The organism is Bifidobacterium sp. UBA4282, assembly GCF_002394995.1.
Classification (GTDB): domain Bacteria; phylum Actinomycetota; class Actinomycetes; order Actinomycetales; family Bifidobacteriaceae; genus Bifidobacterium; species Bifidobacterium pullorum_B.
The window spans coordinates 1-22254 of the sequence record NZ_DGVO01000028.1 but is presented as its reverse complement, the minus strand read 5'-3'; the positions used below and the strand labels follow the sequence as shown (position 1 = coordinate 22254).

18 protein-coding genes, 2 tRNA genes and 1 other RNA gene are annotated in these 22254 nt (G+C 65.7%); 7 read left to right on the top strand and 14 right to left on the bottom strand.

The annotated features are described in order from the left end of the window. Window positions 1–42: 42 nt before the first annotated feature. The 3 genes from B4C31_RS03835 to gltX form a co-directional block, all read right to left on the bottom strand. Window positions 43–117, bottom strand: a tRNA-Gln gene (locus B4C31_RS03835). A 37-nt stretch (window positions 118–154) separates the two neighbouring features. Beyond that, a tRNA-Glu gene (locus tag B4C31_RS03830) sits at window positions 155–227 on the bottom strand. A gap of 163 nt (window positions 228–390) precedes the next feature. After that, window positions 391–1926 (bottom strand): glutamate--tRNA ligase, encoded by a 1536-nt coding sequence (gltX, locus tag B4C31_RS03825; RefSeq protein WP_291531399.1) that lies wholly within the window; start codon window positions 1924–1926, stop codon window positions 391–393. A 465-nt stretch (window positions 1927–2391) separates the two neighbouring features. On the opposite strand from gltX, the gene B4C31_RS03820 reads away from it, so the two are divergent. The 4 genes from B4C31_RS03820 (at window position 2392) to B4C31_RS03805 (ending at window position 6368) form a co-directional block, all read left to right on the top strand. Continuing rightward, window positions 2392–3477, top strand: coding sequence for an ABC transporter substrate-binding protein (locus B4C31_RS03820; RefSeq protein WP_291531398.1), 1086 nt, complete (start codon window positions 2392–2394; stop codon window positions 3475–3477). Window positions 3478–3560: 83 nt separating this feature from the next. Next, window positions 3561–4352, top strand: coding sequence for an ABC transporter permease (locus B4C31_RS03815; RefSeq protein WP_291531397.1), 792 nt, complete (start codon window positions 3561–3563; stop codon window positions 4350–4352). A gap of 144 nt (window positions 4353–4496) precedes the next feature. Continuing rightward, a complete protein-coding gene (locus B4C31_RS03810; RefSeq protein WP_291531396.1) occupies window positions 4497–5678 on the top strand; it encodes a DUF805 domain-containing protein in 1182 nt (393 codons plus the stop codon). A gap of 24 nt (window positions 5679–5702) precedes the next feature. Beyond that, window positions 5703–6368, top strand: a complete 666-nt coding sequence (locus B4C31_RS03805; protein WP_291531395.1) for a DUF805 domain-containing protein — start codon at window positions 5703–5705, stop codon at window positions 6366–6368. Between the two features lie 83 nt (window positions 6369–6451). Here B4C31_RS03805 and B4C31_RS03800 read toward each other — a convergent pair whose 3' ends face one another. Both B4C31_RS03800 and B4C31_RS03795 read right to left on the bottom strand, forming a co-directional pair. Further along, window positions 6452–7357 (bottom strand): hypothetical protein, encoded by a 906-nt coding sequence (locus tag B4C31_RS03800; RefSeq protein ID WP_291531394.1) that lies wholly within the window; start codon window positions 7355–7357, stop codon window positions 6452–6454. An 89-nt stretch (window positions 7358–7446) separates the two neighbouring features. Beyond that, window positions 7447–8106, bottom strand: coding sequence for a histidine phosphatase family protein (locus B4C31_RS03795; RefSeq protein WP_204463687.1), 660 nt, complete (start codon window positions 8104–8106; stop codon window positions 7447–7449). A gap of 158 nt (window positions 8107–8264) precedes the next feature. Here B4C31_RS03795 and B4C31_RS03790 point away from each other — a divergent pair, with 158 nt between their 5' ends. Further along, window positions 8265–9608 carry an MFS transporter gene (locus B4C31_RS03790; RefSeq protein ID WP_193530577.1) on the top strand — a complete coding sequence of 448 codons (1344 nt, stop codon included), beginning with the start codon at window positions 8265–8267 and terminating at the stop codon, window positions 9606–9608. 37 nt (window positions 9609–9645) lie between these two features. On the opposite strand, the gene B4C31_RS03785 is transcribed toward B4C31_RS03790, so the two are convergent. Then, window positions 9646–10182, bottom strand: a complete 537-nt coding sequence (locus tag B4C31_RS03785) for a GtrA family protein (RefSeq protein ID WP_291531436.1) — start codon at window positions 10180–10182, stop codon at window positions 9646–9648. A 250-nt stretch (window positions 10183–10432) separates the two neighbouring features. On the opposite strand from B4C31_RS03785, the gene B4C31_RS03780 reads away from it, so the two are divergent. Next, window positions 10433–10780 (top strand): phenylpyruvate tautomerase MIF-related protein, encoded by a 348-nt coding sequence (locus B4C31_RS03780; RefSeq protein ID WP_033505452.1) that lies wholly within the window; start codon window positions 10433–10435, stop codon window positions 10778–10780. Between the two features lie 75 nt (window positions 10781–10855). Here the strand turns inward: B4C31_RS03780 and B4C31_RS03775 are convergent, their stop codons facing one another. From B4C31_RS03775 to ffs, 8 genes are all read right to left on the bottom strand, one after another. After that, a complete protein-coding gene (locus B4C31_RS03775) occupies window positions 10856–12373 on the bottom strand; it encodes a formate--tetrahydrofolate ligase (protein ID WP_033505454.1) in 1518 nt (505 codons plus the stop codon). 78 nt (window positions 12374–12451) lie between these two features. Next, window positions 12452–14047, bottom strand: a complete 1596-nt coding sequence (locus B4C31_RS03770) for a C69 family dipeptidase (protein WP_291531393.1) — start codon at window positions 14045–14047, stop codon at window positions 12452–12454. 155 nt (window positions 14048–14202) lie between these two features. Further along, on the bottom strand, window positions 14203–14757 hold the full coding sequence (locus B4C31_RS03765) for a YbhB/YbcL family Raf kinase inhibitor-like protein (protein ID WP_291531392.1): 555 nt from the start codon (window positions 14755–14757) through the stop codon (window positions 14203–14205). A gap of 97 nt (window positions 14758–14854) precedes the next feature. After that, on the bottom strand, window positions 14855–16006 hold the full coding sequence (locus B4C31_RS03760; protein WP_291531391.1) for a DNA polymerase III subunit delta': 1152 nt from the start codon (window positions 16004–16006) through the stop codon (window positions 14855–14857). Further along, window positions 16003–16749, bottom strand: a complete 747-nt coding sequence (gene tmk / locus B4C31_RS03755) for a dTMP kinase (protein WP_291531390.1) — start codon at window positions 16747–16749, stop codon at window positions 16003–16005. The genes B4C31_RS03760 and tmk overlap by 4 nt, the downstream gene beginning before the upstream one ends. Before the next feature lie 75 nt (window positions 16750–16824). After that, window positions 16825–19779, bottom strand: coding sequence for a type I DNA topoisomerase (topA, locus tag B4C31_RS03750; RefSeq protein WP_291531389.1), 2955 nt, complete (start codon window positions 19777–19779; stop codon window positions 16825–16827). Between the two features lie 99 nt (window positions 19780–19878). Then, entirely contained in the window at window positions 19879–20949 is a 1071-nt protein-coding gene (locus tag B4C31_RS03745) for a phosphatase PAP2 family protein (protein WP_291531435.1), read from the bottom strand. Between the two features lie 157 nt (window positions 20950–21106). Then, an RNA gene (ffs, locus tag B4C31_RS03740) (signal recognition particle sRNA small type) lies at window positions 21107–21203 on the bottom strand. Between the two features lie 219 nt (window positions 21204–21422). On the opposite strand from ffs, the gene B4C31_RS03735 reads away from it, so the two are divergent. Then, on the top strand, window positions 21423–22254 hold an 832-nt coding region (locus B4C31_RS03735), incomplete at its 3' end, for a UDP-galactopyranose/dTDP-fucopyranose mutase family protein (RefSeq protein ID WP_291531388.1).

The window sequence follows — 22254 nt, the reverse complement described above, 5'->3', positions numbered from 1 at the left end:
ACGATTGTGAAAACAAAAAACCCTCGCTGTTGCGAGGGTCCTTGGCTGGGGTGCCTGGACTCGAACCAAGAATGGCTGAACCAGAATCAGCTGTGTTGCCAATTACACCACACCCCAATGGGAGGCGATACAGCTACCAGCTGCGTCGTCTTCGTACCCCCAACCGGATTTGAACCGGTGTTGGCGCCGTGAGAGGGCGTAGTCCTAGGCCGCTAGACGATGGGGGCCTGTTCAGTTTTCGTTGCTCGCTGAGCGGCAACAGATGATTAATATACAGAGGTTTCCTCACCAGCGCAAGCCACGGCGTGTCGCCTTATTTTTCAACGATTCCGATAGCTCCATGCCGGATATACGGGGCCCGCCGCTCCACGGCAGCGGGCCCCAATCCGGTCACAGATGCGCGCGCAGACCCTCCAGACGGGCGAGCGACACATCCTTGCCGACGATCTCCATCGACTCGAACAGCGGCGGGGACACGCGGCGGCCCGACATCGCCACACGCACCGGCCCGTACGCCAGACGCGGCTTATAGCCGCCCTCCTCCACCAGCGCCTTGTCCAGCAGCGCATGCAGCGGCTCGGCCTTCCAATCGTCCTCATCCACGCCACGCAGCGCCGCGATCGCCTTGTCCAGCACATCGCCGGCGGAATCCTTCAACTGCTTGCGGGCGTCCGCGTCCGGCTCGATATAGCCCTCGGTCGACAGCAGCGAACCCGCCATGCCGGACACCTCACCCAGCAGACGCACGCGCGGCTGGACCAGCGGCGCGGCGGCCGTCAGTACCTCGCGCTCACGGTCGGTCAGCGCATCCCACGAGTCGACGGACACCACGCCGTCGCGGTGCAGGTACGGCACGGAACGGCGCAGGAAATCGTCGGCATCGAGCATACGGATGTGCTCGGCGTTGATCGAGATCGCCTTGTCCAGGTCGAAGTGGGCGGGGTTGGCCTTCACGTCGCGCACGTCGAACTTCTCGACCATCTCCTGCATCGAGAACACGTCACGGTCCGGGGCGATCGACCAGCCGAGCAGCGCCAGATAGTTGAGCAGGCCCTCGGGGATGAAGCCGTTCTCACGATGCAGGAACAGGTTCGACTCCGGGTCGCGCTTGGAGAGCTTCTTCTTGCCCTCGCCCATGACGTACGGCATATGGCCGAACACCGGCATCTCCTTGGCCACGCCCAGCTCCATCAGATACCGGTAGAGCACGATCTGGCGCGGGGTGGAGCTCAGCAGATCCTCGCCGCGCAGCACCACGTTCACGTCCATCATCGCGTCGTCAACCGGATTGGTCAGCGTGTACAGCGGATCGCCGTTCGGACGCACGATCACGTAATCCGGCACCGAACCGGCCTTGAACTCGATGCGGCCACGGATCAGATCGTCGAACACGATATCCTCGTCGGGCATGCGGATGCGCAGCGCGGGCTGACGGCCCTCCGCGCGGAACGCGGCCTTCTGTTCCTCGGTCAGGTCGCGGTCGAACCCGTCATAGCCGAACTCGGCCGGACGGCCGGCGGCGATGTTGCGCTCCTTGATCTCCTCCGGCGTCGAATACGACTCATAGGCATACCCGGCTTTCAGCAGTCGGTCGGCCACCTCCTTGTAGATGGCGGAACGCTCGGACTGGCGGTACGGGCCGTGCGGGCCGCCGACCTCCACGCCCTCGTCCCAGTCCAGGCCGAGCCAGCGCAGCGCGTCGAGGATCTGGTTGTAGCTCTCCTCGGAATCGCGGGCGGCGTCGGTGTCCTCGATGCGGAACACGAAGGTGCCGCCGGTGTGGCGGGCCTCGGCCCAGTTGAACAGGGCGGTGCGGACCATGCCCACATGCGGGGTGCCGGTCGGTGAGGGGCAGAAGCGCACGCGCACGTTCGCGGGCAGCTCGGGCTTGCCGTCGGTCTTTTCCATGTTTTCAGCTTCAGTCATAGCCCCTATTGTGCCGCGCAACCGGGACGCGCCCCTCCTCGCCACTTTCCTGACGCGGCTGTGGAAAAGTCTGCGCCGGAAGGGCCCTTCCAGCCGACTAGTCAACAGTTGAAAAGTGGAATGGCATGCGGCGCGGTCCGGAAAATCTCCGGAACGGCTATACTGGACCTGTTCGCGCGGTTGGTGGCAGCAGCCGTGCCACACATCGACAATCCATACGCACCTTAACGGCGCCGGGCGGTCCACGACCGCTTTCCGGCCGGCCAGAACCCGGAAGTCCGGGAGACGACGCACCTGGCCGAACATCCGAACGGGTGCCGGTTCGATGCGACGCGCGGGCTCCTCACCTTCCCGCCTCCATCGCCTCGGATCGCAGGTATCGCGTAACCGCGCGGAAGGCAAGGTGATGACATGAGGTTGAGGATTTCACACACACCACGGGTGTCAGGCCCGTCGAACCACCGGATGACGACGCAGGCATCCGCCATGGAGCACTGGCGCGCACGGCTGACGGCGATGATCCGCAGCATGACCGCGCTGACGTTGGGGTTCGGCCTGCTCTTCGCCGCAGCCGGCTGCGGCAGCGGCGGCGCAGGGGGTTCCGACGGCGATTCGTCGATCTCGTTCATGCTGGACTGGACGCCGAACACGAACCATATCGGCCTGTATGTGGCGCAGAAGCTCGGCTATTTCGATGACGAGGGCGTAGACGTGACCATCCTGCCGACCGCGCAGGCCGGTGCGGAGACCTCGGTGGAGAACGGCGTGGCCGACGTCGGGTTCACCACGCTGAGCAATGTCACCGCCTTCAACGCGCAGGGCGCGAACCTGAAGATGGTGTTCGACCTGACGCAGCAGCCGGTGGCCCGCTGGTGCGCACTCGCCTCACGCACCGACATCTCCACGCCGAAGGATTTCGACGGCAAGACCTTCGTGAGCTTCGGTTCCGCCGAACAGACCGCCGTGCTGCGGCAGATGATCCACACCGCCGGCGGCACCGGCGATTTCGAGACCGCCACCGCAGGCACCAACACGTTCCAGGCGCTGACCAACGGCCAGGGCGATTTCGGCGGCTTCTACGCCACGTGGGAGAACGTGGAGAGCGAGCTGCACGGGCCGGCGCTGCACTGCTTCGTGGCCTCCGATTGGGGGGTGCCAGGCAACCCGGACCAGCTCGGATTCGCCGTAAACGCCGCTTGGCTGAAGGACGCCTCCCACGGCGACACGTTGCGCCGGTTCCTGGCGGCGGTGCGCCGCGGCTACGACTACGCGCTGGCCAACCCGGACGAGGCGGCGGACATACTGGTCGACCAGGCTGGCGAGGCGCAGCTCGACCCGGAACTCACGCACGCCTCGATGCAGGAGATCGTGGACGGCAACTATTGGACCACCGACGACCCGACCGCCGTGCCGGGCACCGTGAATCTGAAGGCCGCGCAGGCGTACATCGACTTCCTCTACGAGAACGGCACCTACACCGCCGCCGACGGCTCGCCGTTGCCAGCCGCCCCGCAAGCCGCCGACCTGGCCACCAATGAGTATCTGGGGTAAACGAACCTTTCCCGAGCGGCGTTCCCGGACGCCGGCGGCGTGACCATGTAGCCAAAGAACCCGCATCAATCAGGAGCAGCATTATGGCCGAGAACCGAACCGAACGATGGTGGCGCAAGGCATTGCCGACGGCGTTGACCGTCGGCGGATTGCTGGTGGCCTGGGAGTTATGCGTGCGCATCGGAGGGGTTTCCGAACGCACGCTGGCCGCTCCCAGCCAAATCGTTGCCTCGATGATCCGCACCTGGCCCGACCTGATGGCGGCCGCCGCCATAACCACGCTGGAGGCGGTGGCCGGCTTCCTGATCGCCGTGGTGGCGGGCGTGGTCATCGGCATCGGACTGCATCTGTCGAAGACGTTGAACCGCGCGGTCAGTCCGTTGTTGGTGGCCGCACAGACGATTCCGTTGATCGCCATCGCGCCGTTGTTCGTCATCTGGTTCGGGTTCGCGCCGTTCGGCAAGATCGTGCTCGTGGCCGTGCTGGGCGTGTTTCCGGTCGCTGTCGAGACCACGCGCGGACTGAACGCCGTGCCACGATTCTATGAGGATGTGGCGCTGACCTGCGGCGCGACCCGCACGTGGACGCTTTGGCATGTCACGTTGCGGGTGGCGGCACGGCAGATCTTCGGCGGCATCCGCATCTCGGCGGCCTACGTGTTCGGCACGGCCGTCACCGCCGAATACCTCGGCGCGGTCGACGGTCTGGGCATCTGGCTGCAGGCCGCGTTCAACTCGTTCCGCACGCCGTTGATCTTCGCCGCCGCCGTGGTGGTGGTGGCCGGAACCGCAATTCTGCTGGGGCTGGTGGCGCTGGCCGAACGCCTGCTGCTGGGCGGGGATGATACGGTGACGTTGGGGTCAGACGGGCAGTGACACAGTCGTCACCGGTACGCTGGCGTTCCCGTAACGGTTCCCGACCGGACATGAATCCCCACCTCCCGGATGAACATCGCATCATCGAACACGCGGACATCTGAGACAATGGAGTGGAAGACGCCCGTCGATGAAAGGGGAATCATGTCCGATTCCAACCAGTTCGGGACCACGCCCGAAGACAACCAGCAAACCCCGCTGCCCGAGCAGCCCGCCCAGACCACGGACGCCGGAGCCTCCACGCCGCAGACCCCGGCCTATACGCCGGCGCCGGAATACGGTGCCTATGCACCGGCTCAACCGGATCAACCGGCTCAGCCGACCCCGGAGTACGGTCAGTACGCCCAGTCCGCGAATAATCCCAACACGCAACCGGCCACGCCCCAGTATGGCCAATACGCCCAATACACCGGTCAGGCCAACACCTCCGCCGATCAGCAGCCCGGCAATCCCTACATCGGCGGCCAGTATACCGGACCGACTCCGACTGGCGCCCCATACACCCAGTCGCAGAGTGCACCCTATACCAGCAGCGCCAACCAGTATCAGAGCCAGTGCGCCAACCCGTACGGCCAGGCGCCGCAGTACGGCGCCCCGCTGCCGCAAGGCGTGCCCGGTTACATGCCCGGCGATCAGTCGATCGGCGTCGTGCCGCTCGATCAGCCCGATTACCGCTGCACCTTCGGCAACGCGGTCAAGCGTTTCTTCACGAAATACGCCGTGTTCTCCGGCCGCGCCTCACGCCGCGAATTCTGGTGGGTCATCCTGTTCTTCGTGCTGTGCAGCATCGCGTTGGGAATCATCGGCGGTATGTTCGCCTTCATCTCCACGGCCGTGCCCACCATCCTGAGCGTGGTGTGGTCGCTGGCCACGATCGTGCCGTACGTGGCTTTGGCCGTACGCCGTGTGCATGATTCGAACAGATCCGGCTGGTGGGTGCTGCTGCCCGGCGTCCCCTATGTGATTTCGCAGATTCTCAACTACGCGGTCGTCGCCCCCGCCACCGATCAGATCACGAACACTCTGATGAGCGTCGCGGCCGGTGCCGATGAGGACGTCGCCACGCAGATCTTCATCCATCAGGTCGAAAATCTCATGGGACCGTCGGCGATCATGACCGTCTGCGGCCTCATCTACCTCATCTCCGGCCTGGTGCTGATGTGCGCCGCACCGAATCCGGCCGGAGCGCGTTTCGACGCCGCTCGCCCCGACTCCCCAGCCCCGCAAGCCGCCGGCTACAACGCCCCCGGCTACGGCAGCGGCGCCCAGACGGGAAACAACCCGTATACCCAGAGCGGTAACCCCTTCTCCCCGCAGAACCAGTAGTTCCCGCCAAAAGGACAACCAGCCATGCACAAGCAGTATCAGGTGCCGTTCGACGCCCCATCAGCCGACGGGCAGCCCTCGTGGAGGTCCCCGCACCACGCCGATGGCGCTCCGTACGGCACCGATACGACCGGCGTCCGGGGCGACGACACGATCGTTCAAGACGTCGGCAGGCCGGATTCCACCGGTCATCCCCTTAATCTCCCGTATCCGGGCTGTCCGCCGATCCAGGCCGTCGAACGGTTCTTCCGCAACTACGCCACGTTCTCCGGCCGCGCCTCACGCAGCGAGTTCTGGTGGGCCATGCTGCTGATGGGCGTTGCCGAAGCCGCTCTGGGAGCGTTCGGCGCGGCGTCCGATATCAGCGTGTTCGGCATCATGCAGAATGTACTGTCCTTGGCGCTGTTGGTGCCGTCGCTGACCGTCAGCGTGCGTCGCCTGCATGACATCAATCTCAACGGGGCTTGGCTGATTCCGTTTGCGGGATTGACCGCCCTCGGTTCCGTCCTGGCCTTCATGGGGGCGATGGCGGCGGTATTCGTGCTGTTCCTCGTGCCGGATGTGGTGGAGCAAGGATTCGACTTCATTCTGCTGGGCGCGGTCATCACCGCCGTCGCCGGCATCGCCTATGCCGTCTGCATGGCCTGGCCCAGCAACCCGGCCGGCGCCCGTTTCGATAAATCGCGCTGACACCCGTCCGGGATCAGCAGGTATGACGCTGGTATGGCGACTGAGGCATGTGCTAATCGTTGCAACGCGGCACATGCCTCATCTCACAGCTCGACCGTCTCCTTGTTCGGATCGTCCTTGACGTGCGCGAACTTGGCGGCGAGCGCCTCTTTGCTCTTGCGCTCGTCCTCCTCCTTGGCGCGCTTCTTGGCCTCCTCCGGATCCCACAGCACGTCCTCGCGGTGCTTCGTCCATTCCGAGGCGGCCAGCGGCGCCACGATTCCCGCCAGCGCCGTCGCTGCGTCGTCCGAGCCCGCCACCGCGTCCAGCAGCCCACGGAACGCCTCCGTGTCCATACAGACGCGCGGAATCGCCAGCCGCTCCCCCAGTTCGTTGGCGTACAGGATCACCGGCAGGGCACGCGCGGCGTCGGCGGCCCCCCGCCCGGCCAGAATCCGGAACAACGCGTCGCAGGCCACGATCACGATCGCGAACCGGTGCGCGATCTCATCCTCGTCACCGCTCGGCGGCACATGCCCATCGTCGGTGGCCTTCGGTGCGATCAACGATTCCACGGCCTCCAGCATGGCACGTACGTCGTCGCCGGTCGTGTCGTCGCCCATGCCGCCGCAGCCCAGGGTAGCGGCGACGTCCGCGACCAACGTCACATCGCCGGTCTCGCTGTAGTCGGCCATCGCATCATAGGCGTCGTTCGCGGCGAGCAGCGCGTCCACTATCGTCTGCGGACGGCCGGGGATCCAGTCGGCGCCTTCGTACACGTATTCGGCGTCGGGCATGGTCACGTTCTCGCCGGTCATCATCGCGGCCATCGTGCGGGTGATGCGCACCTGCAGGTTCTCCGCGTACTTGGCGTCGTTGTCCATCTGCATGGCGTCGGTCAGCGGCCACAGCGCGATCAGCGCCGCCGCGGCCTGCACCGCCTCGCGCACGGCGGGCAACGCCGCGATTCGATCGACCACCGTCTCATCCAACTGGAATTCCGCCGTCATGTTCGCTCCTTTGCCTTGGGCAGCAGCCGTTGCCTTCCACTGTAATCCGTCATCCGTCGCGCCGGGCGACCTACTGTTCCATTGTGCCGTCACCTGACGCCCGCCGCGGGGTCGACATAGGTGATGCTCATCACATTCCCGGTCTGTGAGTCGTAGGTGATCGACGTGACGGAGGCGAGCGCTGTGTGCCGCAGCAGCATATTGTGCTCGGGGTGGCCGGTTTCCAGCAGGTGCCGGTAGGACCAGATCGGCGACTCGTGGCTGACGACGATGATCTGCTGTCCGGCGTGCTCCCTGACCTTCTCCTGGGCGAACGCGCCGACGCGGGCCGCGATCTGCCGGTAGCTCTCGCCCCAACTGGGTTTCCACAGGTTGGTGACGAGTTTCCAGTTGCCGTTGCGCCACAGCGCGCCTTCGCCATGCCCGATGCGGGTGCCGCGGAAGTTGTTGCCGGCCTCGATGATGCGCTGGTCGGTGACCAGTTCGAGCGGCTCCTCGTTGCGGGCCGCGCGGGTCTCATTGAGCGCCGTGAGGATGGCCTGCGCGGTTTCACGAGTGCGATCCAGGGGCGACGAGTAGATGGCGGCCGCGGTGTTCGTCTGGGGGTTGGCGGCGAGGTAGCGGGCGGTGGCCCCGGCCATGCGCCGGCCGCGGTCGGACAGGTGGAAGCCGGGGAGCCGCTCGTAGAGGATGTGGTCGGGGTTGTGGACCTCGCCGTGGCGGACGAAATGGATGGTGGTCGCCTGCATCTGAAACTCCTTCGGGACGACTTCGGGGTGGTGGTGTCTGGCGTGGGGAAAACTTCCGCCGTCTACTGTTCAATGTACAGCGTGTCGCCGTTAGGACAACGTTAGACTAACGGTGATTTTATTCCTACGACCTGTTGATACCAAGAAGAGAGACGGTCATGGCCAATCCTGTCATCGCCGGCATCAAGGATGTCGGCAGTCGCGTGTTCGGCGGATACGCCGAGCTTCTGCGCATACCCCACACCGCACGGTACGCCATCGGCGCGGTCATCGCCTGCATGCCGTTCCCGATGGTCGGCATGACGATCACGATCTCCGTGCAGCATTACTACGGCAACTATTCGCTGGCGGGCGCGCTGACCGCCGTGCAGGCCATCTCGCTGGCCATCGCCAGCCCGATGCTCGGCAAACTCGTCGATAAGTTCGGCCAGCGTCAGGTCTCGATTCCGACGATCTGCGTGTGGATGGTGGCCGCGTTCTCGCTGGTGACGGCGATCACCTCGCACGCCCCGGAATGGGTGCTGTTCTGCATCGTGCCGTTCATGGCCGCGATTCCGCCGTGGGGCGCGATGAACCGCAGCCGCTGGACGCACCTGCTCAAGGGGCAGCCCGAGAAGACCAACCGTGCGTTGAGCCTGTGCGGCGTGTTCGACGAATGCATGTGGGTGATCGGCAACCCGCTGGCCTCCACGCTGGCGGTGATCTCCGGCGTGCTCTCCTTCACGTTCACCGGCGTGTGCGTGCTGGTCGGCGCGCTGATGTTCCTGACCGAGCTGACGACCGAGCCGAAGTCGCAGACGCAGCTGGCGCGCGAGGCCGGCATGACCCGCGCCGAATACCGCGCGCACGTGGCGGCTCAGGCGGCGGCGCTGCGTGGCAAGGACGAGGACGGCGAGAAGGCCGCCAAGGGGTCGATCATCAGCGCCGGCCTGATTGCCGTGTGCGTCACCTGGTTCTCCATCGGCGCGTTCCAGTCGGCCACATCCATCTCGATCATCGCGTTCGCCACCGAGCAGAACATGAAGCAGTACACCGGATTCGTGTTCGCCTGCTTCTCGTTCAGCTCGCTGGTCGGCGCGCTCGTCTACGGCGCGAAGAACTGGCGCATCCCGCTGTGGAAGCGCTTCTACTTCTGCCTGGCCGTGGTGAACATCGGCATCGGATCGTTCCTGTTCGCCAAGCATCTGTGGGTGATCATGCTCATCTACCTGCTGATCGGCGTATGCCAGGCGCCGACCTGGGTCAACGGCAACCAGCTCATGCTGCATCTGGTGCCGCCGACCCGGTTCACCGAGGGCATGGCCTGGATGGGCGCGATGAATTCGATCGGTTCCTCGGCCGGCTCCGCCATCGCCGGGCAGTTCATCGACCGGTTCGGCGCGCATGGCGGGTTCATGGTGGTGACCGTGCTGGCGCTGGCGTCGCTGGCCATTGCGTTCGTGGGCTTCAAGCAGATCAAGGAAAGCACTGAGACCCCGGATCTGACCGAACTGGCGGTCTGAGCGCCGTTGCGGGGCGGAACAGGCTAAGGGACCGGGGTTACTTCGACCAGCCCTTGGGGGTATGTTCGAGCGACCACACGCCCAGCTTGTGGGAGAAGCTGTTCTGCCACTTCTCCTCCAGCTGTTCGGCCGTCAGGCGGTTGTCCGCGCGCTTCAACCGGTTCATGGCGTTGGTGTGCGTATCATCCAGCAGCCACTTGCGGATTACGAAGTTCCAGATAGCCACCACCACCGTGGCCACGATCTTGCCGACGTTGGTGCGCAGCAGGTACTCGGCGTGCTGGCTGATGAACGCATCGCGGTTCATGCCGTAGGTGGACAGCCAGATGATGGCCGCGTTGATGAACAGGCCGATGAGGGACGCGCCGACGAAGATGAGGATCTCCATCCAGCGGGCCATATCCTCACGGTGCTTGAACACGAACTTCATGCTGGCCAGATAGTTGAAGACCAGCGAAACCAGGAACGAGATGGTGCCGGCGATCACGTTGTGCATATGGAAGACGCCGACCAGCAGATTCAGGACGCCGAAGTCGATGACGGCGGCGATCACGCCCACCACACCGAACTTCATCAATTGTTCAATAAGCTTTCTCACATCCGCCCATTTAACTAGGCGGCAGTGACCGGGTGGCGCCCGCACGCGCTCCTTGCGCCCACACGCCTTTTGTCCGATTCGGGGGATTCTTTCGTTTTGGGTTCTATGGGAACGCTACCATCGAAAGAATCCCCCGATTCGGCCAAAACGACAAGTCAACGCGTGTGCAGCATACGGGACTACACTGGCGGGTAAGCATCATTGCAGCCGATAGAAGGAGGTTCCCATGCCCGTCATCCATACCCATGTGTCCGTTCCCACCACGCCCGAGCAGCGTGAGGCGCTGAAGTCCGCCTATGGCAAGGCCATCACCGCGGTGCCCGGCAAGTCCGAGGGCTGGCTGATGTGCCCGTTCGAGGACAATATGCCGATCTACTTCGCCGGCGACGATTCCAAGCCCGCCGCCTATGTGGAGGTCAACGTCTTCGGCTCCTCCGTGCCGGGCTCCGCATGGGAGAAGCTGACCCGGCAGATCATGGCCGCGCTGGAGCAGGAGCTGGGCATTCCACAGGATCGCACCTACATCCGCTATACGGCCACCACGGATTGGGGCTGGAACGGCGGCAACTTCTAGTCCCGGCCTCACCCCATACGATTACGGCCTCCCGCCCCATCGGGGGTGGGAGGCCGTTTCGCGTAGTCGCAGCGATCAGACGATCTTCGGCATCGGGGTGGTCAGCGACGTGGTCAGGTTCACATGCACCACGCCGGCACCCGCATGCACTTCGACCTTCTTGAGCGTCACCGTGCGCTCCTCCTCCGGCTTGGTGTCGTCGTCGGTCATCGTGGCCGGCGACTTGACCGCCACCACCGCCAGATCATCCAAGCTGACGCCCGCCTCGCGGCACAGCTCGCGCGCGGCGGTCAGCGAGTCAATGAAGCCGTCCTTGAGCAGGATGCGATCCTCCGGCACACCATACGCGCTCTTGGCGATCCACTTGACATTCTCCACCAGGTCCATGCCCTTGCGGCTGTGGAACTGCGGCGCCATCGGCGCATTCGTCAGCGCCTCGATGAAGCCGTCAAGCTGCGGGGCCAGCGCCTCGCCGCCGTCGCGGAACAGGTTGCCCAGAATCGGCTCGCGGAACCGCTGCTCCACGGCCACCGCCTTCAGGCCCTCGATCTGGTCGTCCTCGCCCTCCCACAGGTTGATCAGCGGGAAGGTCGGGATGTCGTAGTTCTCCAGACGCTGCACATGGAACGGGTAGCGCCAGGACAGCGCCGGATCGTCTCGCCAGGTGGAGGCACGGGTCACAACCACGGCCGCGGACGGCCACTGGGCGCCGTATTCGCGGCAGGCGATGTCCAGCCACTTCTGCGCGCCCGCGTCGGCGCCGTAACCGGCCTCGACGATCACCACGTCGTGCAGCGCGCACGCCATCTGAACCGAGACCAGCGTCGGGATGCCGAGCGACACGTTGGCGAACGGTCCGCCGTGCACATACACCGGCGAACCGTTGAGCGTCTCGGTCAGGGCCGGCTTGACGGCGTCGGCCAGCATGTTGGTGATGCGCCACAGGTCGATGAACTCGCCGAAGGCCACCGGCTTGCCGTCCTTGGTGCCCGCGATCATGGCGGCCACACGCTCGCCGATCTCCTCCATCGAACGGGAGACGACCACGATCTGCATCATCTCGCAGGTCGGGGTGAGCACCACACGCTCGGCCACGTTGTTCTTGCCGCTGTCCACGGTGATCTGACGCAGCGAGCGCGAGGGCACCTCGGAGACGCGCGGCACGAGGATCGTGTCGATGCGGCCCTCGTCCACGGCCTTCTCCGCAAAGGAGACCAGCAGGTTCTGCGCGGCGGCGATGGCGGCCATCTCGCCGGTCAGACCCCAGTCAATGAGTTCCGGATGGGTCAGCGACGCCTTGCCGCCACCGGACGCGCCACCCTTGGAACCGGCGGCGGTGATGCCCATGCTCGGCTGGCGCAGCACGGCGGCCGCATCGATGCCGCGCGCGTTCAGCGCATCGATCAGCGCGATGGTGGTGGTGGTCTTGCCCTCGCCACGAGAGGCCTTGAGCGGGGTATCCGCAGTGACCAGCACAACCTTGCCGTGCTTGCGCGGCGCATCCGGGTTGGACTTGAGGTAATCCAGATAGCCGAATGCGTCGATCTTCCTGACCAGGCCGTATTGGCTGGTGAACTCTTCGATACCGGTCATTGCCGTCCTTTCATGCGGATATACGGGTATGCCACCAGACTACCGCCCGGAGGGAACACCGCCCCCGAAGAAGACCGATCAGAAGTCGGACATGTGGAAGCCGTTCTTCATCTTCATGCTCGTGGTGTAGAGCACGGAGTCGAGCAGCTTGTCCGTTTCCTCCTTGAGGAAGTCGGCCAGCTTCTGGTTGGCGTCGGTCAGCGCGGCGCGGACCTCGTCGTTACGCACGGCGGCGATGATATCGTCCGGCTCCATCGGCTGCACATCGTCCAGATCGTCGTCATCCGCCTCGGCCTCGAACGGCTCGAACGCGAGCAGATCCGCGATCGCGGCGTCGGTCTGCGCCACATGGCGGTGTCCCCAGCCGCCGGTCTTCTCCTGGTAGCGGTCCACGGCGTTGGAGGTGTCGGCGAACGCGGCGTCGCACAGCGCGGCGATGATGCGGTTCTCCCAGTAGAAATTCTCGGTGGTCACGCGGGTGGTGGTGTCCTCCAGATACTTCGGGGTGGCGTCGATGTTCGCGTAGAACGGCATGAGGGTGTTGAACGGGTTGGAACCGTAGGCGATCCACTGCAGGGCGCGGCTGGCCTGCGGGCAGTACGGGCGGATCTGCATGACGGCCAGCTGGCTCTGGCGGTTGATACCGATCGGGCGGAACATGTGGCGGGTGTGCTCGTCGCCCAGCTTGCCGTACGGATCGTAGGGGGTGCCCTGGTAGTGCGAGCTGAGCACGTACTTGACGTCCTCGATGGTGATCTTGCGTTCCGGCTGGCGGGCCCACGGGATGTCGTCGCTCATCGGCTTGTGGTCGGCGTCCGGGCCGTCCCACACCTCGTCATACGGGTTGAGGAAGCGCTGCATGACCCAGGCGCGCGGCGTGTTGTAGACGTGGTCGGCGTCGGAGTGGGAGCCGAACGCGTCGCGCGGGTTGAACGGGGTGGTCGCCTCCACGGACAGGTCCAGATGGTTCTCGGCGATCCACTCGGCCATGTCGGCGGAGCACATGTGGTTCTCCTGGTCGCCCAGGGCGTCCTCCAGGTCGAACTCGTCGATGCCCAGCTGGTTCGGCATCGTGACGTACGCCTCGTCGGGCACGCGCTTGGCGATCCAATGATGGCCGCCGACGGTCTCCAGCCACCAGATCTCATCCACATCGGAGAACGCGACGCCGTTCATCTCATAGGTGCCGAACTCCTCCAGCAGCGCGCCCAGGCGCAGCACGCCCTCACGCGCGGTCTTGACGTACGGCAGGACCAGCGTCAGGAAATCCTCCTCGCCGATGCCGCCGGGGACCTCGGGCACATAGCCCTCCTCGCCTTCCTTGCCCTTGGCCGGCACGAGCTCCACGAACGGGTCGGCGCCCAGCACGCGCTCGTTGGTGGTCAGGGTCTCGGTGGCGCTCATCGCCACGTTGGCCTCGTTCACACCGGCCTCGCCCCAAATGCCCTCCTTGAGGTCCGCATTCGGCACGGCGGTGTACCGCATCGGATCGTCCGGCAGGTCGATCTCCACGTGGCTCAGCACGCTGCGGTACCGCCGCGGCTGTTCCTCGGGCTTGACGACGATGAAACGCTTCGGGCAGAACTCGCCGTTCGCCGAATCCTCGTTGCGGGCGATGATCGTGGAGCCGTCGTAGCTGGCATCCTTGCCGACCAGAATCGTGGTGCAGGCCATGTACCTTCATTTCCTTTCATTGTGCGCCGTCCCCGCCATGGGGAGGTTGGCCGCCGTGCGGCCTTGCAGACAGAACCGAGACGATTCTAGACCAACGGCACAGCGGCACGCGCACGACGTCCGGCTGGCAACATGGATTCGCCCCAGCCAGGGTCTCAGGCCCTGCCGGTCAGGAAGATGCCGGCCTGGTCCGGGGTCTCGCCGCAATCGCGGATGGCGTGCTGCAGCTCGTTGAGCCAGAAGCCCTGGTTCAGGCCCGGCAGCGGCTTGGACGTGCCCCAGACGTGCAGGTAGTACTCGTGGTCCTTGTCCGGCGGGTTCGGGCCGTTGTAGCGCATCGTGACCGACGGATCGGTCTCGCCGACGAACCGCGAGGCGGCGGAGGTACGCCCCTGCACGGCCTCGGGGACCATCGCGGGCATCTGGCGGGAGAAGTCCGGCGGGATCTGCAGCGCGCGCGAATCGTTGAAGTCGAACATCAGCGCATCCACCGGCAGGTTCGCCACCGACCAATGGATCCACTCGAAGCCGCACACGGGAATCGAGTCGGGGTCGAGGAACTCCCAATGCAGGTACTTGATGCGGGACTTATCGAAGTCCTCGATGTAGAAGGGGAACGACACGACCGGCGTGCCGGCGGTCTTGTACTCGGGGTCCGCCGCCTTGGCGAACACGTCCGGAATGACGGTGAAATCGGCTGTGATTCTCATGTGCCCAAGTATAGGTTCGCACTACCTCGGTTTTCAATATCGGAGGTCAGGAATATGGCCCCTCCCGCATCCGAACCCCGAGGTAGTGCGAACCGCCTTACGGCATCAACGCGCAGAACAGGGCCTCGAACACCAGTGTCGGGTTGCCGTTGCCGTTGAGCCTGCGCCGCGCCGTGGCGATGTCCTCCAGACGCCGCACGGCATCCGCGCGGCTCAGCCGCACCGACAGCTCGGTGATGGACGCCCGGTTCTCCAAGTTGATCAACCCGACCGCATCCTCCGCGTTGTTCTGCAGGACGGCCACGTCACGGTAGATGCTGGCGACCGAGTTGAGGGCCCGGTCCAGCACATCGCGGCTGCGGCGGGTTGCGCGGCGTTTGAGTTCGTCCTTCTTGGCGATGGCGTTGTATGCGCCGCGCAGTGCGGGCGGGATGCGGTCCTTCTCCCCCAGGCCGTTGACGCGCCGGAAATCGGCCTCCGCCGCCGCGGCCTGCCTGTTCACGTCCTCCTGCGCCTGCTCCTGCGCGTTCTCGATCAGCCGGCCGGCCAACAGCACGGCGTCCGAGGCACGGTTGAGATTCAGCACGCCCACGACCAGCTCGTCGCGATCGGTCATGACCCGCTCGTTCGTGGCGTACAGGCGCGCCACCCCGATATGCCCCTCCGCCAGGCGTGCCGCGCGTGCGGCCAGGTGCTGGTCCACGCCGTCATGGCGCTGCAGGAACTCTGCCACCGCCGGCGTGGATGGCACAGCCAGGTTCACGATGCGGGTGCGCGAGCGGATCGTCGGCAGCACGTCCTGGGCGCTGGGCGCGCACAGCAGCCAGATCGTATGCTCGCTGGGTTCCTCGATCTCCTTGAGCAGCACGTTCGTGGACCGTTCCAGCATGCGGTCCACATCCTCGATGATGATGACCCGCCACGGCGCCGTGCTGGGCATCTGCTCGGATTTGGCGATCAGGCCGCGCACCTCGTCGATGCCGATTGTGACCTTGTTCGTGGCCAGCACGGTCACATCGGGATGGGTGCCGGCCAGAATCTGCTCGGTCGTGCGCGTCGGGACGTCGCTGAGCCCGTGGTCGGGGCTTTCCAATGCGGCGGCGAACGCGCGCGCTACGTTGGAGCGTCCGGATCCGGGAGGCCCGCAGATCAGCCACGATTGGGCGATGGACGCGGGATCGCCGGCGGCAACGGCTTTCAACTGCTCAACGACCTGCCGCTGGCCGACGATGGCATCCCACACGCTCATCGCGCACCTCCCTCGGCCCCTGTGGGAACCCGGCCGGCATCCCCCGGCGTACGGCTCGGGTCGGACAAGGGCACCGCATGGCGAGCCAGCACGGCATCGATATCGGCACGGATCGTCCGCCATACCTCTTCCACGGGACGCGCGGCATCGACGACCAGGAACCGCTCCGGCTCGGCCTGGGCCAAGTCCAGGAACGCCCGCCGCGTGCGGTTCTGGAAATCGTCGCCGGCGGCCTCCATGCGATCAGCGCTGTGGGTCAGCCGCTCATGCGATTGCGAGGGGTCCATATCCAGCAGATAGGTGCGGTCGGGCAGCAGGTTGCCGGTGGCCCACAGGCTGAGGTTCCGGATCTCCGCAGGCGTCAGCTCACGCCCGCCCGCCTGGTAGGCCAGCGACGAGTCGAGGTACCGGTCGGTGATGACCACGGCCCCGCGTTCCAGCGCCGGCCGGATCTTCTCCGCCACATGCTGGGCGCGGTCGGCCGCGAAGATCAGGGCTTCGGCCCGAGGCGCGATGTCGGCGGCGGACGCGGGCTGCGGCGCTGCCGCGGCATCGTCATCCGCGCCGGAGGGCACGCCATGCAGCAACAGCTGGCGCAGGGCCCGGCCCAGCGGCGTGCCGCCGGGTTCGCGGGTCACGACGACGTCATAGCCCAGCGACAGGGCGTAGTCGCGCAGCCGGCCGACCTGCGTGGTCTTGCCCACGCCGTCGACCCCTTCGAACGAGATGAACAGCCCTGCCATCGACTTCCCTTTCATACGGTTCCACCAAGACGACACACCACGGTTCGCGCAACGCTCCCGTCAGTCCGACGCGAACTACTCGGCCTTGGTCTTGGCGGCCGTGGACTTCTTCTTTGTCGTCGTCTTGCGGGTCGTGGTCTTCTTGGCCGTGGACGACTTGGACGACGCCGTGCGGCGGGTCCGGCGCTTGGTCGGGCCGGCCGCTCGCTTCTCGGCGAGCAGGCGGAAGGCCTCGGCCGGATCGATCGATTCCGGGGTGTACTGCTTGGGCAGCGTGCGGTTCGTCTCGCCGTCGGTGATGTATGCGCCGTAGAAGCCGTCCTTGATGGTCACGGCCTTGCCTGTCTCCGGATCCGGCCCCAACTCGCGCAGCGGCGGCTTGGCGGCGCCCCGGCCGCGGCCGCGGCCGTACTTCGGCTGGGCGAACAGCTCCTTGGCCTTCTCCAGGTCGACGGTGAAGATCTCGTCCTCGCTGCCCAGCGAGCGCGTCTCCGACTTGCCGTCCGCGCCAGTTTTGGTCAGGTACGGGCCGTACCGGCCGTTGTTCGCCGCGATGACGGCCTGCGAGACCTCGCCGGTTTCGGCGTTCGTCTCCTCCACGGTGCCGACCTCACGAGGCAGGCTCAGCAGTTTCAGCGCATCCTCAAGGGTCAGGGTCTCCGGGGTCATGGTCTTGAACAATGACGCCATCTTGGGCTTGGGGGCCGAAGCGGCCTTGCTGCGGGTACCGCGCTTGGCGGGCTTCGTGTCGGAGGACTCCCCGGCGGCGGGCGCGGCCGGTTCGGGCGGCACCAGCGCCACGTAGGGGCCGAAACGGCCGTTGCGCACCTCCACGGTGCCGCCGGTCGCCGGGTCCACGCCCAGTGCGCGAGGGCCGCCCGCGTTCTTCTCGATCAGCTCATGGCCGACCTCGACGGTCAGCTCGTCGGGGGCGAGCGTGTCCGGCAGCGATGCGCGCTTCGGGTTGCCCTGATCGTCGAGATGGTTCATGTCCTCAAGATACGGGCCGTACCGGCCGACGCGCACGTGCAGGCCATCGCCGATCTCGATGGTGTTGATGGCCCGGGCGTCGATCTCGCCCAGCTGTGCGACCTGCTGCTGCAGGCCGGCATGCGCCTCGTCCGCGTTCGCGGCCGCGCCATCGCCGGATCCGAAGTAGAACCGGGTCAGCCAGTCGCGGCCGGATTCCTGCCCGTGCGCGATCTGGTCCAGCCCGTTCTCCATGTCGGCCGTGAACTGGTAGTCCACGTACTTGGGGAACTTGGTCTCCAACAGCTTGGTGACCGCGAACGCCAGCCACGAGGGGATCAGCGCGCGACCGCGCTCATACACGTACCCGCGGTCGATGATCGTGGAGATGATGCTGGCGTATGTGGACGGGCGGCCGATCTCCTTGGCCTCCAAGGTCCGCACCAGCGACGCCTCGGTGTAGCGTGCCGGGGGCTGGGTCTCGTGCCCGTCCGCCTGCACGGCGACCGCGTGCAGCACGTCACCGGTACGCATTGGGGGCAGCGACGCGTTCTCGTCGGACTCGGCCTGCTTGGTCTTGGCGGTACGGCCGGTTGCCTGCGACGCGGCAGCCGCGCTTGCGGAGGGTTCCGCGCCGCCAGCCGGCTGCGCGGCCTGTTCGGTCTTGGGTTCCGCGGACGCGCGACGGCCCTCCCCGGTGGCCTTCATGAAGCCTGGGAATTCGATAACCGTGCCGGAGGCTTGGAACACGGCCTCGCCGTAGGTTCCGGCGGGCGCCGACAGCCTCACGGTGGCGGTCGAACCGGTGGCGTCGGCCATCTGGGAGGCCAGCGTGCGCTGCCAGATCAGCGTGTACAGCTTCAACTGGTCGGCCGGCACCTTGGTGGCGAGCTCCTGCGGATCACGGAACCGCGCGCCCGCCGGACGGATGCACTCATGCGCCTCCTGGGCGCCCGCGGTCCGCGTGGTGTACTGCTTGGGCCCCTCGGACAGGAAGGCCTTGCCGAAATGGAACTCCACGGCATTGCGCGCCGCCTCGATGGCCTCCTGCGAGAGCGTGACCGAATCGGTACGCATGTAGGTGATATAGCCGTTCTCGTACAGCCCCTGCGCCGCGCGCATGGTCTGGCGCGAGCTCATGCCCAGCCGGTTGCCGGCCGCCTGCTGCAGCGTGGAGGTGGTGAACGGCGGCTGCGGACGACGGCGGTAGGGCTTGGTCTCCATCGACATGACGGTGAACGCGGCCTGTTCAAGCGCTGTGGCCACGGCCGTGGCCTGGGTCTCGTCCAGCTGGCGCACGTTGCCGGCGAACCCGTCCGGCGTCAGCTGGCCGGTGGTATCGAAGTCCTTGGAACCGGCCAGACGCCTGCCATCCAACGACACCATGCGCGAGGCGAAGCGCACCTCCTGCCCTTCGGTGTCAGGGGCGGCGAGCGTGGCGCTCACATCCCAGTACGGCGCACGGACGAACGCCATGCGTTCGCGTTCGCGTTCCACGATCAGACGGGTGGCCACGGACTGCACGCGCCCTGCGGACAGGCCCGGCCCGACCTTGCGCCACAGCACCGGGGAAAGCTCATAGCCGTAGAGACGGTCGAGCACGCGGCGGGTCTCCTGCGCGTCGACCATATGGGCGTCCACATCCCTGGTCTTGCCCAGCGACGCCTTGATGGCCTCGGGCGTGATCTCGTGGAACACCATGCGCTTGACCGGCACCTTGGGCTTGAGGGTCTCCACCAGATGCCAGGCGATGGCCTCACCCTCGCGGTCCTCATCAGTGGCGAGATAGAGCTCGTCGGCGTCCTTCAGGGCGGCCTTGAGTTCGGCGACCGTCTTCTTCTTCTCGCTGCCCACAATGTAGTACGGCTTGAATCCGTCCTCCACGTCGACGCCGAACTTGCCGAACTTCGCCTTGGCGGAGGCGGGCACCTGGCTGGGCTGTGCAAGATCGCGGATATGGCCCACCGACGCCATCACGGTATAGTCGTTGCCCAGGTATCCCCCGATCTTCCTGGCCTTGGTGGGAGACTCCACTATGACGAGCTTGGTGCCGTTACCCATGTCTTCTCCTTACGACTTGCGTTTGCACGTCATCTTACTCATGTCCCGACAACTATCGGCAAATCCCCAGTGTGGCGGACGGCCGCCGTCGGCACGGCATCACCGGCGGGGCGGCGCCGGGGGCGCCCCGACCAGGCCGAGTCTGGTCAACGGCGAAGCCGTGATCTGCCGCATGGCCAACGTCATGCCGAACACCAGCAGCGCCATGCCGGACACCCCGGTCATCGCGGACACACAGGCCCCCTCGATGCACCATTCGGCGCTCAGTTCCAGCCCCGGCACGATCTGCCAGATGACATACGCGGTATAGGCCAGCAGCAGTACGCCACCGGTGATCATCACCGTGCCGACGATCTGCACCGCCGGCGACGAGGCGCGTTTACCGGGCTCGTCCATGCCGGAGGTCCGGGTGAACGCCAACGTCAGCATCGCCATCGCCCCCGCAATGCACAACGCCATCACCACATCCGTCGGGCGATGCCACTTCCCGACCACCACCGAGGCCCCGACCAGCAGCGCGAACACGGCGCCGATCACGCCCGTCAGCGCGCGCCAGGCCCGCGGCACCACGCACAGCAGGGCGATGCCCGCCGCCGCGGCGAGTATCGTATGTCCCGACGGCGCGGAATTCACCTCCGGCGCCTCCACATGGATGATGAACGGACGCGGCAGATGCTCCTTCAGCAGCGAGGACGCCAAACACAGCACGGCGAACACCGCCGACTGCCCCAGCAGCCACCAACGTTTCCGCACGATCGCCACGATCACGGCCCCCACAGCCAACACCGCGCTGATGATCTGGACCACCAGGGAGACGGTGAACACACCGACCACCGGGTCGAGCCAATCCGGCAGCCGCTCCACCAGATGGCTCCACACCATATCGTCATAGGCCTGCCCATCCTCGGTGCACACCCCCAGCCACCAGACGCCCGCCGCCATGGCCGCCATCATCAACGCGAACACCACGCACAGCACGCGGCTGGAGATGCGTGGCCGCACCGTCAACGGGTCGAGCCGCGCCAGCCCCTGCTCCACCGCCGCATCATCCAACACGGCCGCGGATCCCGGCAGCGGCACCGCGGACGGACCATGCTCACCGGTATTGGACGCCAGCATATTCACCGGCGCCGCGGGATCGACCACCACCGGGGACTCCGGCGTGCTCATCGGCGCAAAATCCAACGCCGGCGCGGCCTGCTTGGCCTGCGGCGATTCTGAATGCATCTGCTGTTCGTCTGTCATACCCACGACTCTACGAGATGACTCCCGACAGGGTAGATATCTACCGTTCCTTGCGTCGGAATCCGCACAAACAGCGATCGGATACGAAAAACCTCCACGCACCCGTCAGAGGCCACTTACCCTTGCTGCATTCCTGCCCTGGGGGAGTTGGGTGACATAACGCCACATGGAGGCTTGCACCAGTGTACACCATGCCGGGACGAGGACTCTGCGTTCCGCGTGCCTTCCGCACGCCGACCGCGCGATATCGTGACCGCTTCCGCTTGTCCGTTCCATGCGCAGCCAACCGTGCCACCCGCGGTTGGGCCAAGGCGGTGGGTAGCATGGAGGGAAACGCACACGAGGTCCGTGCCGTTCCGCGGCCGGCCGACAACAGCCCTACGACTGAAGGAGTGATGATGGCTGAGGATGTGACGTATCCGGATTTGGTGGTGGTCGGCGCGGGCCTGTTCGGTCTGACGGTGGCGCAGCAGGCAGTGGAGAAGGCTGGCGCGCGCGTGCATATCATCGACGTGCGCGACCACATCGGCGGCAACGCGTACTCGTACTTCGACGAAGAGACCGGTGCCGAAATCCACAAGTACGGTGCGCATCTGTTCCATACGTCGAATCAGCGCGTGTGGGAGTATGTCAACCGTTTCACCGAATTCACGGACTACGTGCATCGCGTGTACGCCACACATGACGGCGAGGTATATCCGCTGCCGACGAATCTGGGCACGATCAACCAGTTCTTCCGTGCACACTACACGCCGGCTGAAGCCAAGGCGCTGATCGAGGAGCAGGCGGGCGAACTGGCAGGCAAGGATCCGCAGAACCTGAACGACAAGGGCATCTCGTTGATTGGACGCCCGTTGTATGAGGCGTTCATCAAAAACTACACGGCCAAGCAGTGGCAGACCGACCCCAGCGAGCTGCCCGCGTCGATCATCAATCGTCTGCCGGTACGATTCAACTACGACAACCGGTATTTCAAGGACACCTGGGAGGGCCTGCCGAAGGATGGGTACACGGCCTGGTTCGAGCGGATGATCGACGATCCGCGCATCACCGTGGAGTTGGGCGTGGATTTCTTCGACGCATCCCAGCCGTACAACAAGGCCGCGCTGAACGCGGCCGGCGTGCCAGTGGTGTACACGGGTCCGGTCGACCGCTACTTCGACTACGAATTGGGCGACCTGAAGTGGCGGACGGTGGACTTCAAAGAGGTCCGCTACGACGAGGACGACC